The 15,543-nt window shown below is 30.7% G+C and carries 11 protein-coding genes; 7 read left to right on the top strand and 4 right to left on the bottom strand.

Going from position 1 to position 15,543, the window contains the following annotated elements:
* Positions 1-4: 4 nt before the first annotated feature.
* The 3 genes from WC223_11480 (at position 5) to WC223_11470 (ending at position 3,428) form a co-directional block, all read left to right on the top strand.
* Complete coding sequence (locus tag WC223_11480; protein MFA6924860.1) at positions 5-1,285, top strand: dihydrolipoamide acetyltransferase family protein; 1,281 nt, start codon at positions 5-7, stop codon at positions 1,283-1,285.
* 14 nt (positions 1,286-1,299) lie between these two features.
* The gene (lpdA, locus tag WC223_11475; protein MFA6924859.1) at positions 1,300-2,718 is read left to right on the top strand and encodes a dihydrolipoyl dehydrogenase; all 1,419 of its coding nucleotides are present in this window, start codon (positions 1,300-1,302) and stop codon (positions 2,716-2,718) included.
* A 92-nt stretch (positions 2,719-2,810) separates the two neighbouring features.
* On the top strand, positions 2,811-3,428 hold the full coding sequence (locus WC223_11470; GenBank protein ID MFA6924858.1) for a hypothetical protein: 618 nt from the start codon (positions 2,811-2,813) through the stop codon (positions 3,426-3,428).
* 17 nt (positions 3,429-3,445) lie between these two features.
* Here the strand turns inward: WC223_11470 and WC223_11465 are convergent, their stop codons facing one another.
* Positions 3,446-6,031 carry a phosphatidylglycerol lysyltransferase domain-containing protein gene (locus WC223_11465; protein ID MFA6924857.1) on the bottom strand — a complete coding sequence of 862 codons (2,586 nt, stop codon included), beginning with the start codon at positions 6,029-6,031 and terminating at the stop codon, positions 3,446-3,448.
* Positions 6,032-6,115: 84 nt separating this feature from the next.
* Positions 6,116-6,787, bottom strand: coding sequence for a DUF998 domain-containing protein (locus tag WC223_11460; GenBank protein ID MFA6924856.1), 672 nt, complete (start codon positions 6,785-6,787; stop codon positions 6,116-6,118).
* Between the two features lie 142 nt (positions 6,788-6,929).
* Between WC223_11460 and WC223_11455 the strand changes: the two genes are divergently transcribed.
* The 4 genes from WC223_11455 (at position 6,930) to WC223_11440 (ending at position 9,793) form a co-directional block, all read left to right on the top strand.
* Positions 6,930-7,571 (top strand): plastocyanin/azurin family copper-binding protein, encoded by a 642-nt coding sequence (locus WC223_11455; GenBank protein ID MFA6924855.1) that lies wholly within the window; start codon positions 6,930-6,932, stop codon positions 7,569-7,571.
* A gap of 18 nt (positions 7,572-7,589) precedes the next feature.
* Positions 7,590-7,766: a hypothetical protein gene (locus WC223_11450; GenBank protein ID MFA6924854.1), complete on the top strand. Its 177-nt coding sequence runs from the start codon at positions 7,590-7,592 to the stop codon at positions 7,764-7,766.
* 344 nt (positions 7,767-8,110) lie between these two features.
* Positions 8,111-8,722: an LUD domain-containing protein gene (locus WC223_11445; protein MFA6924853.1), complete on the top strand. Its 612-nt coding sequence runs from the start codon at positions 8,111-8,113 to the stop codon at positions 8,720-8,722.
* Between the two features lie 204 nt (positions 8,723-8,926).
* Positions 8,927-9,793: an SPFH domain-containing protein gene (locus WC223_11440; protein ID MFA6924852.1), complete on the top strand. Its 867-nt coding sequence runs from the start codon at positions 8,927-8,929 to the stop codon at positions 9,791-9,793.
* A gap of 141 nt (positions 9,794-9,934) precedes the next feature.
* Here the strand turns inward: WC223_11440 and WC223_11435 are convergent, their stop codons facing one another.
* Entirely contained in the window at positions 9,935-15,262 is a 5,328-nt protein-coding gene (locus WC223_11435; protein ID MFA6924851.1) for a hypothetical protein, read from the bottom strand.
* Positions 15,263-15,270: 8 nt separating this feature from the next.
* Positions 15,271-15,543: glycerol-3-phosphate acyltransferase (locus WC223_11430; GenBank protein ID MFA6924850.1), on the bottom strand; the 273-nt coding region annotated here is incomplete at its 5' end.

Genomic DNA, 15,543 nt, shown 5'->3' with positions numbered 1-15,543 from the left:
AATTATGAGATATATTTTTAATTTTCCTGATATAGGCGAAGGACTTGAAGAAGGAACCATCGTTGAATGGTATGTAACAAAAGGGCAGAAAATAAATTCGGGAGATTCATTGTTGAAAATGGATACCGATAAAGTAGTTACTGATATTCCTTCACCAAAATCCGGAATTATTGCAGCTATTTATGGTAAGATTGGCGAAACTGTCCGTGTCGGAGCTGCTCTTGTTGAATTAGAAATTGAAGGTGTTTCAGGTGCAGATGCTCTTAATGAAGCCCAAAAAGATTCATCTGTTGAAATAATTGAAGAAAAAGGAGCAGCAGTTGTAGGAACAATTGAAGTAGCCGGAAGTAATGCTCATTTGCCGGCAAGCGATGAGGGAATTTTAGAAAAAAATATTGAGGATGACAGGCAAACAAAGAAGGTGCTTGCAACACCTGTTGTTCGTGCTTTAGCAAAAGAAATGAGAATAGATATAAATAAAATAACAGGCACGGGTCCTGCCGGTAGAGTTATGAAAGAAGATATTTATGCTTATTTACAAAACTCCTTAAGTACAATTAAAACTTCAAAAATAAATATTGCAGATGAACGTGTGGAAATTAAACCGCTCACTCAAATCAGAAAATCAATTGCTCGAAATATGGCGTTGTCAAAGCATAGCGCAGCACACATGACAGTTCACGATGAAGTTGAAATAAGTGAATTGATTCGCGAAAGAGAAAAGTATAAAGAAAAATATTTGTCAAAAGGAATAAAATTGAGTTATCTGCCATTTATAATTAAAGCAACAGTTTTAGCTTTAAAAACTCATAAAATATTAAACTCCCAATTAGATATTGATAACAATCAAATTATTTATAAAAATTATTACAACATGGGAATAGCTGTTGATACTGACGAAGGGTTAATAGTTCCTGTCATCAAAGATGCTGATAAGTTTACGATTTTTGAACTTGCACAAAAAATAAATGAGTTGTCTGAAAAAGCAAAGAAAAGAGAATTAAATTTAGATGAAATAAAAGACGGTACATTTACAATTACCAACTATGGCTCTATTGGCGGACAATTTGGTGTTCCAATTATTAATTTTCCACAGGTCGCAATACTTGGTATTGGTAGAATTATGAAGAAACCAATAGTTAAGAATGATGCAGTCGTAATAGGAAATATTTTACCTCTTTCTATTTCTGTTGACCATAGAATTGTTGATGGAGGCGAAACATCTCGTTTTTTAAATCAAATTATGGAATATTTAACTGACCCGGTTTCATTTATTATGGAGTAGAAAAAGTACTTCAAGTGCCTAAAGTACTTGAAGTACTTGATAATAAAAAAGAAATAACATTAAATTTAATAATCATGAAATACGATGTAGTAATCATTGGCTCGGGACCCGCAGGATATGTTGCTGCCATTAGGGCAGGACAAGTTGGTCTTAAAACTGTAATAGTGGAAAAAGATAAAATAGGAGGGATGTGCTTGAATTGGGGCTGCATTCCCTCAAAATCAATTATCGAAAGTGCAAAGCTTTATCGTAAAATAAAACACGAAGCATCATCATTTGGAATTACGGGTTTAGATGCAAATAATATTGGTTTCGATTGGAATCAATCTATAAAAAGAACTAATGTCATTGTAAAAAAATTAACTGCCGGAATAAATTTTTTACTTAAAAAAAATGGAGTTGAAATAATTAATGGTACTGCAAAAATAATTTCGGGAAACTCTGTTTTGATTGATAATAGATTAATCGAAGCCGACAATGTCATTATAGCAACCGGCTCGAATCAGGAAAAAATAAACTCATCTTTACCGGAAAATTTAATAGTTGAAATTTCTCAATTGTTTAAGGAAAGAGAAGTACCAAACAATATTGTAGTATTTGGACAAAATACCGTTGCTATTGAGCTTGCGCAATTATTTAATCTCATTGAAAAAAATGTTACGTTGTTGGTTCCGGATAAAAAAATAATGCCATTGGCTGATGATTACATTTCGGAATATGTGAGAAATCTTTTATTAAAAAGTGGAGTTAAAATTATTTTTGATATTGACTCTAATCTTAATGGTTTCGAATATAATGAAGGAAACATGATTGCAAACGAAATTAAAATTCCTTGCGATATTTTAATTAACAGTAAAATGCGAAGGAGTCTTGTTCCCGAATCGGATGTTGTGATAAATGTTGAAAATGGATTTATTGTAACCGATGAAAATCTGAGAACTAATGTTCCATCCATATTTGCAATTGGCGATGTAAACGGGAAAAGTTATTTTGCTCATATTGCTTCTGCCGAAGGACTTCATGTAATTAATCATATTAAAGGTGTAGAAGAAAAAATAAATTTTAAAAAATTCCCCTTAAATATGTATACAGTTCCTGAGGTTGCACAAATTGGTTACAACGAAAATGAGCTTAAAAAAAACGAAATAGATTATAAAGTCAGTGAATTTTCTCTTGCTTCAAATGGCAAAGCAATGACAGAAGGAGATAATGTTGGTTTTATCAGAATTCTTTCAGAAAATAAATATGGTGAAGTTCTCGGAGTTCAGATTGTGGCTCCCCATGCAACCGACATGATAGCCGAAGCAGCTGCTTTCATGCAGGTGGAATCAACGGTTTACGATGTAGCTAAAACGGTTCATGCACATCCTACAATTTCGGAAATATTTATGGAAGCCGGATTAGAAGCTGTTGATAAAGTAATTCATAAATAGCATTTGAAAAAAAATAATGAACACCGAACACCGAACACCGAATGTCGAATCATGAAGTCATTAGTCAATAGACATTAGTCATTAGTAAAACAATGAGCATTGAAATTCAGGAATATAATTTACCGGATATTGAAATTTTTAATAATCCTCGTAGCAATTATGATTTTATTATTTGGCAGCCGTATGATATTTATTTGGTTTTAGGTCAAAGTAACAAAATTGAAGAATCATTATTTATAGAAAAAGTAGAAGCCGATGATATTTCAGTGTTGAGGAGACCTTCGGGAGGAGAAGCCGTAATTTTAACACCGAACACGCTTGTTATTTCTGCAATAATAGTTGATGAAGAAATAAAAAAACCTCATGATTATTTTGTATTGTTTAACGATAAAATAATTAAAGGTCTTTTGCAAGCCGGCGTGGAAAATGTTGTTCGCAAAGGCATTTCAGACCTTGCAATTGAAAATAAAAAAATATTAGGTTCTTCAATTTATCACAAAAAAGATAAATTATTTTTTCAGTCGGTTTTGAATGTATCTGAAAATACAGAAATTATTTCTAAATATATTAAACATCCTAAAAGAGAACCTGATTACCGCAAGGGAAGAAAACATAATGAATTTGTTACTTCTTTAATTCAACATTATTTAAATCTATCTATAAATAATCTTATTGAACGTCTTTCAATTACAATGAGAACTTTCAGATAAATACGCTTTATTAAATTTTACTTTTTCGAAATATTGGAAATTGCAAGCGGAATTCTGAATAAGTCATAGTCGTTTTCGTATATGAGATATTTATTATGCCATTCGGGATTAAATTTTTGTTTGTTGCTTCTCAGTCCTCTGAAATGCGCAAATGATTGAATGTTTTCGTAAGCGTATTTCATTGCCTTTTCGGGAAAATTTTTAGTTTCATCAATTCCCGACATTGGTGCTAACCCAATATTCACTTTTTGATATTTTTTAGATTTGAGGTATTCAAGCATTTTAATCATTAAAAAATCCAAACATCCATTTGGCGAATCCGTAAATTTTCTTTGTAAATCATAAGTTGCTTCAGAAGGATTGTAATCGGGAATAATACTCATGAATGCAAATATTTTTTCTTCTACATTTTCGAAAGTAATGATTGTATGATTTTTTACCAACTGCCAATCAAAAGCACCTTCTGAAAATAATGATTCTTCCATTTTATTTTCGTCAAGCCATTCATCCGAAACAAGTTTTAGTTTTTGCAACAATCCATCTTTTTGTGTGGGCTCATATACTACTGCTTTATATCCTGATTCGGTTGATTTATTAACTGCATGTCTTAATGATTTCATGTCGTTACCATGCAGGGAAAATGAATTTAAATCAACTACAGCTTCCTGACCTATTAGTAAAGATTTTTTATTAAATGATTTATAAATTTTTAAACTTTCTTCGGGAACACGGTAATATATCGATTTTAAGCCATTTTCATAAGTGTATGAATCAAATTCATCAATTGCTTTATACATTGCTTCATCATTTTTACATACGGGATTTTCAAGAGCTATGGCAAAGTTGTTGGCAACTTTAAATGAAACAAAAGAGCTTTTATCTTTAGTGAAAAATATTTTTTTATCATAATATGTCTTGAAGTAATCCAAAGAAGATTTTCCATTTTTTAAAATTGATTTATTGGCCAAATCAATTTCTTCTGTTGTAGCTTCGGATTTATAAACAAAAGGCTTGGCAATAGAATAAGCAAGAACACAAAGAGAGGCAGCTCCGCAAAAATACAGCGAATGAATAAAATATCTGCCGAAAACGGTCAAAGGATGCAAATTGGAAGTATTAAACATGAAAAAAAGTTTTATGACTTCGATTAAAGATTTTTTTAAGCTAAAATCTATTCCGAAGTGTTTTATATCAAGCAAATAAAATCCTATTGTACCATATAAAATTGCACATCCAAAAACAATTATAAAAGTTTTATAGCCGAATTTCCACAAACGAAGGTCGCTTCTGACAAAATAATTTTTTCTTGTATAAATTAAAACTATTGTTGTTAATAATGCAAAAGATGCTTCTTCGTAATCCAATGCTTTGGTTAAATGACCGACAAATGAAATTACCGAAAGGAATAATGCCAATACCCATGCATTTCTTGTGCCTCTTATTAAATAAACTGATACTATAAGAGTGATAACTCCGGAAACTAAAATCAGAAAATGAGATGCATTAGCTGCTTCGAGCGGAATGAAATCAAGAAGCACATCAAATCTTTCGGGAATTTTTGGTGTAATAACAGAAATTATATTTATTATACCGAGAGTGAATAGAAAAACAGAAGGGGCAATGCGAAGTATTACATTTCTTTTATTTGCAATAAAGCTGAATATGCCTAAAAACAATGGACTCCAGAATTCAAAAAGTCGGAACAAAAGTGTTGTCGAAATTGCAAGTGCAGGACTTTGTCCATAACTGATAAAAACGTAACTCATCGATACTTCTATTGCACCAAGTCCTCTAATTAAAGGCGAAGCTACCAGTAGAATTACCATCACAACATAGGCAACAAATGCAACTTCGAAAGAAAAGTTCATGCCCAAAGCCATCATAGATATAATAATAAAAAAAACACCTGTCATGTCAACGAAAACAGAAAACATACCTGTAATTACAAAATTCAGGGGTTTGAATTTTTGCTCCTTAAGCTCCTGAAATATCGTTGAAATCTGTGGAACATACCGCTCTATCAATTTGTGGATAAACGTTCCTTTTATAAAAGAATAAATTAAATAAGCAGCAAAAGCAGTAATGCCAAGCAATATAATTAAACCTATCAATTCGTTTTTCGAAATGCTTTTGTATAAGAGCAAATAAATAAAAGTTGGAATTGCAATAAGGAGTACTGAAAGCAAACCGCAGAAAGCGTACATTGACGAGGCAAGATATATTTGAGTTTTGGAAATATTTTGCTTTTCAATTTCTTTATTAAAAAAAACAAGAGAAGATATTCCTCCGGCAGGTAAAAAAATACTTAAGAAATTTCTTTTAAGAAAAAGTATAATGCTGCTCGAAAAGGTTATTTTTTTATTTAATGTTTTAAAACTAAAATAATACATTGAGGATTGAAGTAAAACATAAAACAAAGTGAAAACAAATCCCACATAAATCCATAAGGGATTTGCTTTTCCGAGTTCGGTTTTTATTTTGAAAAAATTGGCTCTTTCATGTGCAATAAAATAAATTGTTAATCCAAGTATTGTGAGATAGATTAATGTTTTCCATGTTGTGACTCTTCTGATTCTTGGTATTTTAATATTTATTGGTACCATATAAATTAATTCAAGCTATTAGTTTCAAATTTAAAGTTTAATGACATACAATATTAATGGCACGAATAACAAAATACCAAAACTTTAAACTTTAAACCTTTTTGAATTTGCACATATCATTAAAAATGAAATTACCATTAAGTATATATAATAATTTAGTATAAATAATCTTTGCCATAGACCTCTGTATGAAATGATATTATCGCTTGGTACCACTAACTTTGAAGCAGTAAACAATAAAATAGTTATTAAACCGAAAATTATTACAAACCAAGAGTATTTATACATTTTAGGGTATTGAAATTTTTGAATTATTTTTCGCATGACGAATGGTAATATTATAAGTGCAGTAATTCCAATACCTCCGACAATATTATGAACTATTCCGATTGTGGTTAATTCATTTCTTATGTGATTTCCCGGAAAAATTCCCGAACCAATTTCTTCGCCTAATCCATAAATGATAATCAACCATGTTGCGAACTTATGAGATTTTTCACTTGATGAAAAAGCAATGTTAAATCCAATTGCAAATATTATAAAAAGTACTCCTATAAAAATCCAGCAAGCTGACATTACTATAGATACAGGACTTACATCAGCTCCTAATGTGCTTATTGGCTGCATTATGATATTATAATGGGGATAATAATAAGTACCCAAAATGAAAGCAGATAACATATCGCCAATACATGCAACAAAACATGCTATCGAAGCAATCAGCACAAATTGTTTGTTTATCTGTTTTTCACTCATTTTATTTCTTTTATTGAAAAGCAAAATTATTGAATTATTTCCATTTTAAATACTGGTTCGGGTTAGTTTAATTCAATTTTAATCTTTTTTTAATTCAATATGCTACTTATAAAAATATTTTTGTTGTAAAAAACAAATCATCATGAAAACAAATTTACTTAAAACAAAAATGAACCCACTAATTGCATTAGTGATGTATTTGATTCTGTGCAACTGCAACTTTTTGTCAGCTCAGGTTTTGCACAATATAGCAGTTAACAATTTTGCGTTTGCACCACCTTCCTTATCAATAAATATGGGAGACACAGTAAGGTGGACTAATAACAGCGGCACACACAATGTTGACGGTACTACAGTAGTTTTTTCGGCAAATCCAACATCATTCGGAAATTCAGTGGGTACGAACTGGATATATGATTTTATATTCACAATTCCCGGAGAATATGATTATAGATGCGATGTGCATTATACAATGGGAATGGTTGGACATATTTCTGTTGCACCAACCTCAGAAATAACTGAAAATACTCCTGTTAATAATTCGTTGGTAAAGGTATATCCAAATCCTTCAAAAGGAACCATAAACATTGAACTTTCAGATATGATTTTATCAAATGCTAAGGGGCTTTCATTGGTTATTTATAACAGTAGTGATAAAGAAATAACAAGAATAACGAATATTAAAACAAATAAATTAATGGATTATTTAGCCCGAGGCATGTACTTTTATATATTGATAAATAACAATGAAATTGTTGAAAAAGGAAAAATAATTATTGATTAAAAACTAAATATTAAAAAAATGTCGTACGAAAAATTAATATTTGTCTCTGCAATTACAATATTAGCATTATTAATTTTAGTTTGGTTTTTTAAGAAGTTGCTACATTGGTTTGATAGTGTTGACATAATGCCGGATGACTATGATGAACCATTTACAATAGATGAAATTAAAAGTTTAAGTACTAATAAAAATTAGAAGAAAATGAATATACTTAATATCACGGGAAGTTGGGTTAAACAAAAAAATATGTTCAAACAAAAGGTTGAACATATTAAGACGATTATTTGCTTTTTGAAATTCAATTTGAAAAAAAGATTTTAGCAATAATTACTTGGGAATTGTTAATAAATAAACTTTACATTAGAAAAATAAATATGACGATGTTAATCAAGTATAGTTCTTTGTGTCCTTTGAGAAATTTTCTTTGTGAACTTTGTGGTTATCTTTTTTTACCACAAATAACAATTTAAAAGTAAAAATTCGTAATAAAAAAATAGGTTGCATGTAAAAACAAACTATAATAACTAAATTTTATATAAATGAAAAATAAATTTTCGACTTTGGCAAGCAATGATTCCATTGAAAAAACAGTAAAAGCATTGGAAAAAAATGGAATTCAAACTTTTGTATATGAAACAGAAGAAGAAGTTAAAAAGAAGGTATATAATTTATTACCTGAAAAAGCTGAAATTATGAGTATGTCATCTGTTACGGTTGATACACTTGGTATTTCGGATGAAATTATGAATTCGGAAAAATACAAATCCGTTAAAAAAAAATTATCATTAATGGACATGAAAACTCAATGGAATGAAATGAGAAAATTAGGTTCGGTTGCGGATTATTCCATAGGTAGTGTACATGCTGTTACCGAAAATGGTGAAATTATTATTGCATCTGCGAGCGGAAGTCAGCTTGCAGCTTATGCTTATGGAACAGGAAAAGCTATCTGGGTTGTGGGTACTCAAAAAATAGTTAAGGATTTTCAGGAAGGCATTCATCGTTTGTATGAATATTGTTTGCCTCTTGAAAATGAAAGAGCATTGAAAGTATATAATGCTCCAAGTAAAGTGGGAAAAATTCTGACAATAAATTCAGAAATACAAGGAAGATTGACTTTGATATTTTTGAAAAAGAATATTGGTTTTTAAATAAAATTATTATTTTATTGATATTTGGCTTTCTTGGCGATTTCTTCGCGTTCATTGCGATAGAATATTTTTTTCTTTTTGAATAGCATCATTATATTCCTGATTTTTCTTTGTGATAATTATAATTTTTTAAAATTTGTTTTTTTAACTCATAATTTAGTTACTTTTATAAAAAATTAGAAACAAATAAAAAAGGAGGAACAAATGATTACTAATCAAATTACATCTATTATAATTCCTATTATAATAATTTTTTTCTGGGGAATAAGAATAGTACGTCCTACACACAGAGCATTAATAGAACGACTTGGAAAATACAACCGCTTTGCAAATCCCGGATTTCACTGGATTATTCCTGTAATTGAGAAAATGTACACGGTTAATGTTACCGAACAGATGGTGGATGCTGAACCACAGGAAATAATTACAAACGACAATCTTAATGCAAGAGTTGATGCACAGGTTTATTTTAAAGTAAAAGATGACGAGGAAAGCGTAAAGAGTTCGCAATATAATGTTAATAAATATCAGTGGCAGATAGTAAATCTTGCACGCACTACGCTGAGAAATATTATAGGTACACTTACATTAAAATCGGCAAACAGTGAAAGAGGAAAAATAAATGCCGAATTGCATAAAACTCTTTGTGAAGAAACAATAAGCTGGGGCTTGGAAATTGTCCGCACCGAATTAAAAGAAATAGACCCGCCTAAAGATGTTCAGGAAACAATGAATAAAGTTGTGAAAGCTGAGAATGAAAAAATTGCCGCTATTGACTATGCAACTGCACGTGAAACCGTTGCCGATGGTGAAAAACGAGCAAAAATAAAAGAAGCCGAAGGTTATAAGCAATCAAAAATATTGCATGCCGAAGGTGAAGCAGAAGCAATAAAACTTGTGAACGAAGCAGCCGATAAATTTTTTACGGGAAATGCTCAATTACTGAAAAAACTTGAAACACTTGAAGCATCACTTTCGAATAATGCTAAAATAGTTATACCATCAGGTTCCGAACTCGTTAACGTAATAGGCGATATGGCTGGTGTTTTACCACTAAACCTTAAAAAATAAATAGAAATTATTTTTTATTCTTGAACCCCTGAATTTGATTGTTTATTCAAATTCGGGGGTTTGTTTTTTAGTTATGAATTAAGATTTTTAGTTGCGAAAGAGTATGATTTTTTTTAAAAAAGCGAATGAAGCTATTGAGTATTATCGTCTTTCAATATTTCTTGCTTCATTAATTGTTATTTGTTTCCCTTTGTTGAATGGCACAACAAATGCATCGCTCACACCTTTTGCAACTATGCGGTTTTTAGCATTTATTGCATCTTTTAAATTTGTGAATGTTTCCGTGATATAGCGATAATAGCCCCTTGCAGTTATATCGAAATAAAGCGGCTCTATGTTGAAAAGCTTTTCGCTTGTGATTTTCTTTGCATAAACACCTACCTGAATGGAGTAAAATAATCCTTTATTTGCAGGAATTGTCGGCTTTTCATTTTGTGTATTTATGGTTGCAATATTTGTATTTATATTTGAAGGAATATTGTTTTTTACCAGCATAGCTGTCTTTCTTTTAAGTAAATCTCTTGCTTCAGTAACGGTTATTTTTTTGCCTTTATAAAAAGCAACAACAAATGCATCGTTAACTCCTCTGTTTACAATTGTGTGTTTTGCATTTATGGCATCATTTAGTTTATTATAAACGCCGGTGGTATAGCGATAATTACCTGATGGGGTTTTTTCATAATATAATGGTTCAATATTAAAAAGCTTTGACGGTGTTATGGTTCTGGCAAATACACCAACCTGCACCGAATAATATAATCCATCAACTGTTGGCATTTCGCTTGTTTTCTCAAGTTTCCTGTTTGCAAGCAATGTTTCATCAATATTGTAAAACGAATTTGGTAAAGTGATTTTTGTCTTGTTTGTTTCAAGTAGAGAAAGAGCTTCTTTCAACGGAATTTTTTTTCCGTTGAGAAATGCAACAACAAACGCATCATCAAAACCAATTGTTCTTACATCATTTTTTGCATTGTTTGCTTCATTGTAATTGTTGAACACTCCAAAATAATAAAGAAACAATTCATTGTCGGTTTTTCCTTTGGATATTGGATTAAGTCCTTTAAACGCTTCAGAAGGTGCCTCTTTTGTAACAGCACTGAGCTGAACTTTGAATATTAGTCCATCATAAATTTTGTTGTCAATTGTTGTTACAACTGTTATAACAGGACTTTTATCGACTTTAACAACAGGTAGCGCTGTTGTTTCCGTAATTTTCGTTTTGTCATTTAATGTTGCTTCTGTTTTTGTTTTAGCTGTGGTGCCTGTGATTTTTACAGTTTGCTTTTGAGTTAATGTTTCAGTAGGATGTTTTTCAAATAAGTCCATTGCTTTTTCCTGTTTCTGAATTGCTTCATCAGTCAATGCATTCGCTTCTTTCAGTATTTTATTTTTTTCTGTATCGTTTTCTGCATTATTGGCTTCGTCGGTTTTTTCTTTGGCTTTTTCAAGAAGTTTTTCGGAATTGTTTTTCAGATAGTTTGCAACCGCAATATCTGTGATACTGTCGTTTTTAATAGCTATTTTGTCGAGTACAAGTTTATTGTCGGAGGCAATGTCATTTTTTGTATAATTTATTTTTTTTTGTAGTTCACTTTCTTTGATTTTTGCATTTTTTTCAATTTCATCGGCTTTATTGAGTTCTTCATTTTTTTGTTTTTTATCGGTAATGCTTTTTGCGTTTTCTCTTATTACATTTGCTTCGGATTTTAGATTGTAAATTTCGATTTTTGTAAATTGATTATCGTTAAATGCAATGGAATCTACTTTTTGTTTTTCTTCCTGTATTTTGGCTGTGTCAGATGTTTTGTTCTGCGCATTTTGAGTTTCGGGTTTCTTCTCATTATTTATTGTAGTTTCATTTGACAAAAAGATTTCTGTTTTTGCTTTTATGTAAATTTCAATTGCCTGTTTCTGCTTGTTTATGGCAATATTGGAAAAGTCAGTGGAATTTATAAGCAGGTCTTTTTTATTTATTGCGATTGTTTCGATATCAGCTTTTGCTTTGAATGCAAGTGCTATATTTGCCATTGAGTCTGCTTCTCTTTCATATTTTATTGCAAGTAAAATGTTTTTGTCATTCTTGTTTTCAATTTTTACTTTATTTAAAGTATCCTTGTTTTTAATATATTTTTCTTCGTTTGCTTTGGCATTTAACTCGATTTTTTTGAGGTCGGCTTCAAAATTATCGAGCTTTTTTATTTCAACTTTATTGTTTTCCACTTCAGGATTATTTTGCTTTTCGGAATTGTTTTTTATGTCATTTATTGCAAGTGAAAGTTCATTTATTTTATTACTATTGTCTGATAGATTTTTTTCAATCAGGTTTTTATTGATAATAGTAGCTTCGGGCAGATTTTGTGTTCTGTTTTCATTTTCTATGGTATTAACAAACTGCTCGTCCTTTAAATTTTTAGTGTCGTTGTTAAGTTTATTAACGAGCACTTTTGACGCTGCGATTTTATTTTTATTGTTTTCGGATTTTGTTTCCAGTAACCTGATTCGTTTTTTTAGGGTTTCTTTTCTTGCTGTTTGCGTTTTCTGATTATGAACTTCATTATTGATAATTCTTATGCTATCTGATATTGCTGAATTTTCTTTTTCGAGTTTCGTAATTTTTCTATCTGCATTAGCTCTTTCTTTTTCTTTGTTTTCGTATATTTCAGTTATTATCTGATTGATTCCTATTTTCGGCTCAGTATATTTTTTATTGTTATTCAAAATTTCTTTTTGCTTGTTTGAAATCTTCACAACTTTATAATTGTAGTTTGCTTCTTTTTTTATTTCATTCACATAATTTGTTGCATTATCAGCATCTTTCTGTATTTCTTTTTGTTTGTCTGATATTACTTTTCCGATGTCATAGTTGATACTGGCTTCTGAATTTTTTTTCTGTGATAGTTCAAGTAAGCTGTCAGCTTTAAAAAGTAATTTATTTTGCTCGGTTTTGTCGCTTGTCCTTTTAATTTGTTCAGATATTTCATTTGCTTTTTGCATTGCATCTCTTGCTTCTTCATTCTTTTGGTTTGATGTTGCAAAGTACGCATCTGCTGTTTTTTTGTATTCCTCGGCTTTGTTTTTAATTGTATTTGAAATATTAATTGATGAAGTTATAATACTGTCGTATTTCTGCTTGTTCAGAATAGTTTCGTTGTTAGCCGTGGTTGTGGTTGAAGTTGTTTTAGTTTCAGTTTTATTCTGATTTGTTTTGTTTATTGCAATTTCTTTACCTGTAGTTTTTTTATTGGTAGTTGTTTTCTTTAAATTTTTGTTTGCGGAAATTTTTGCTTTTGTGCTTTGATTATTTGATTGTGCAATATCCTTGTTTGCTTTCTGAATAATGGAGTCGGTGTTGTCTTTAATTTCTGTAATAAGATTGTTTATTACAGTTAAATCTTTATAAATGCTGTCTGCCTGCAACTGCGTTTTTTTTTCTTTATCGTAATTGAGATTTGCTTCATCCATTTTGTTTTTATATTCTTCGTCAATGTTGGCAAGCTGATTTTTCAGAGCTTCCTTTACCGAGGATTTGCGGGATTTTTCAATATCTTTTTTTACCAAATCCCCCTGTTCTTTAATTAGATTAGCTTCTTCTTTAAGTTTGTTGGCATCCTCAAAATATTTTTCGGCTTCGTTTTTCTTTTGCAGATAATCCTGCTGATTGGGCGAAAGCTCATCTTTATTTATAGGTTCTTCTTTGTTTTTTTCGTTTTCTTCAATTCGCTTGGTAAGAGAATCAAGTAATGCGATAGATTCTTCTTTTGTTTTAGTATTTGCTGCTTTCTCTATTGTTTTGGCATAATTCAATGCATCGGCAGCATCTTTTTTCTTTTCGGCAATTTTTTTCTCAAGTTGTTTTGTAATTGTATATGCAACAGAAGCTTCTTTTTTCAGTGTTTCGGATTCGTATTTTAGATTTTTTATTTTCGAAAGTTCGGTTTCTTTTTGAGTACTATCGCTTAAAGCATTGGCGGTTTCTATGTTTTTTTTATATTCTTTTATCAGATTGTTTGACTGTTGGTTTTTTTTATTGGCAAGATTGAGTGTTGTGTTTAGCTGTATTTCAAGTTCTTTTACTTCGTTTTGGGTTTTGTTGGCTTCTTCATAAGCTATTCCTATTATGTCGGAATTTGAAATGTTCGTATTTACAGAAGTAGTGTCTTCATCATTTTCTTCTTCATTAGTGTTGACAGTTGTTTGGGTTGTATCTGTATTTTCTTTGTTCGTACTCGCTTCAGCAGAATCGGGATTAAAAAGCGGCTTGAATGCTTCATCTCCTGTGTTAACATTTAATTCGGCTTTTGCTTTAATTAATGTTAATGATTTCTGAAAATTTGTATCCATAATATCGTTAGAAGAAACAGTGAGTTTAATGTCTTTGGCAATAACAGGTCTTTTATCAATTTTTACATTGTAGAAAGTAATCATTTTGGGAGTGTTTTTCCTGTTTGATGAAAAGAAAGCATTTGTTTGGGATGAATCGGTAACGAATAAAATGTCATCGTAAGGAGTGTTTATTGCGAAATCGAGATTTTCGGGTTCCGACCATGTTTCTGTTGCTTTATTAAAAACTGATTTGAAGATATCGTAACCTCCCATGCTGTTATGGCCCTTAGAGCAGAAATATAAAGTTTTTCTATCGGGAAGTATAAAAGGATAATCTTCGTCATATTTTGTATTTATGATATCGCCGAGGTTTTCCGGCTGACTCCATCCTCCATCTTTACTTTTCACAACTTTATAAATGTCTTTTTTATTATTTCCATTTTTACCATAGCTTGAAAAATATATTTCATTGCTGTCGGTAATGAAAATTATAGCATTATCATCTTCAAGTTTTTTATCGAGTTTGGTTTTAAATTCAGGAGGTTTTGGCAAATATTTTCCTCCGAATTCTCTGCTTTGAACAAGTTCATTTTCGTTGCTCATCTGCATATTGTAATTTCTGAAAAATCCATTTTCCCTGATTTCTTTTTTCTGTGTTACATAAAGGTCGCTGATGCTGCTAAGCAGCTTTAGTCCGTTTTTACACATTTCAATCTGATGTTCGATGTCATTTTTCTCTTCAGTATTATCTTTCAAAAATAAGATGTATTGAGAGTAATAAAACATGGCGTCGGTAAAGCGGTAATCCAAATGATAAGCTCTTCCAAGATAATAATAAATTTTATTTGGCATTTTGGATTGCTTCAATGCGTATTCAAGATATTTGATGGATAAGCTAAGGTCTTTAGTATTTGTATATAGCAGACATACACCGAATTTATAGCAATATTCGGCATTCTGCTGATGTAAACTCAATAACTGGGAATATAATGGCTGGGCAGAAATGTAATCTTCTTTACTAAAGTACTTGTTAGCGGTTTCTTTTACTTGTGATTCCTTGCCTCTGAAAATTGCCTGTCCTTTAGTATAATTTTGTTTAAGTAAAAAAGATAAACAGCAAAATAGTATTAAAAAAAACTTTTTCAAGTCGTTTGTTATTTATTATTATTAGCCGTGGTTGATTTCTTTTTGCGAAAATCAATTTTTGATTCTTCACCTTTGAGCAACCTTTCGATATTTTTATAATGAGTTAAAGGTACAATTACAGCTACAAGCAGCGAAAAGAATATTAATGAAATAAATTCTGCTTTGAATATAATTATTGAAAGAATAGGGTAGAGTATAGCTGTGATTATAGAACCCAATGAAACATATTTTGTAGAAAGAAAAACCGCTAAAAAAACAATTATACATGTTAATGCCAGCAC

Source organism: Bacteroidales bacterium (genome assembly GCA_041671145.1).
In the GTDB taxonomy this organism is placed as follows: domain Bacteria; phylum Bacteroidota; class Bacteroidia; order Bacteroidales; family JAHJDW01; genus JAQUPB01.
This window is presented reverse-complemented; position numbering and strand designations above follow the sequence as displayed.

Bases quoted from the DNA above. Each gene is read 5' to 3' on its own strand.
- WC223_11480 (MFA6924860.1), top strand. From the start codon at position 5: ATGAGATATATTTTTAATTTTCCTGATATAGGCGAAGGACTTGAAGAA.
- WC223_11470 (MFA6924858.1), top strand. From the start codon at position 2,811: ATGAGCATTGAAATTCAGGAATATAATTTACCGGATATTGAAATTTTT.
- WC223_11465 (MFA6924857.1), bottom strand. From the start codon at position 6,031: ATGGTACCAATAAATATTAAAATACCAAGAATCAGAAGAGTCACAACA.
- WC223_11460 (MFA6924856.1), bottom strand. From the start codon at position 6,787: ATGAGTGAAAAACAGATAAACAAACAATTTGTGCTGATTGCTTCGATA.
- WC223_11455 (MFA6924855.1), top strand. From the start codon at position 6,930: ATGAAAACAAATTTACTTAAAACAAAAATGAACCCACTAATTGCATTA.
- WC223_11450 (MFA6924854.1), top strand. From the start codon at position 7,590: ATGTCGTACGAAAAATTAATATTTGTCTCTGCAATTACAATATTAGCA.
- WC223_11445 (MFA6924853.1), top strand. From the start codon at position 8,111: ATGAAAAATAAATTTTCGACTTTGGCAAGCAATGATTCCATTGAAAAA.
- WC223_11440 (MFA6924852.1), top strand. From the start codon at position 8,927: ATGATTACTAATCAAATTACATCTATTATAATTCCTATTATAATAATT.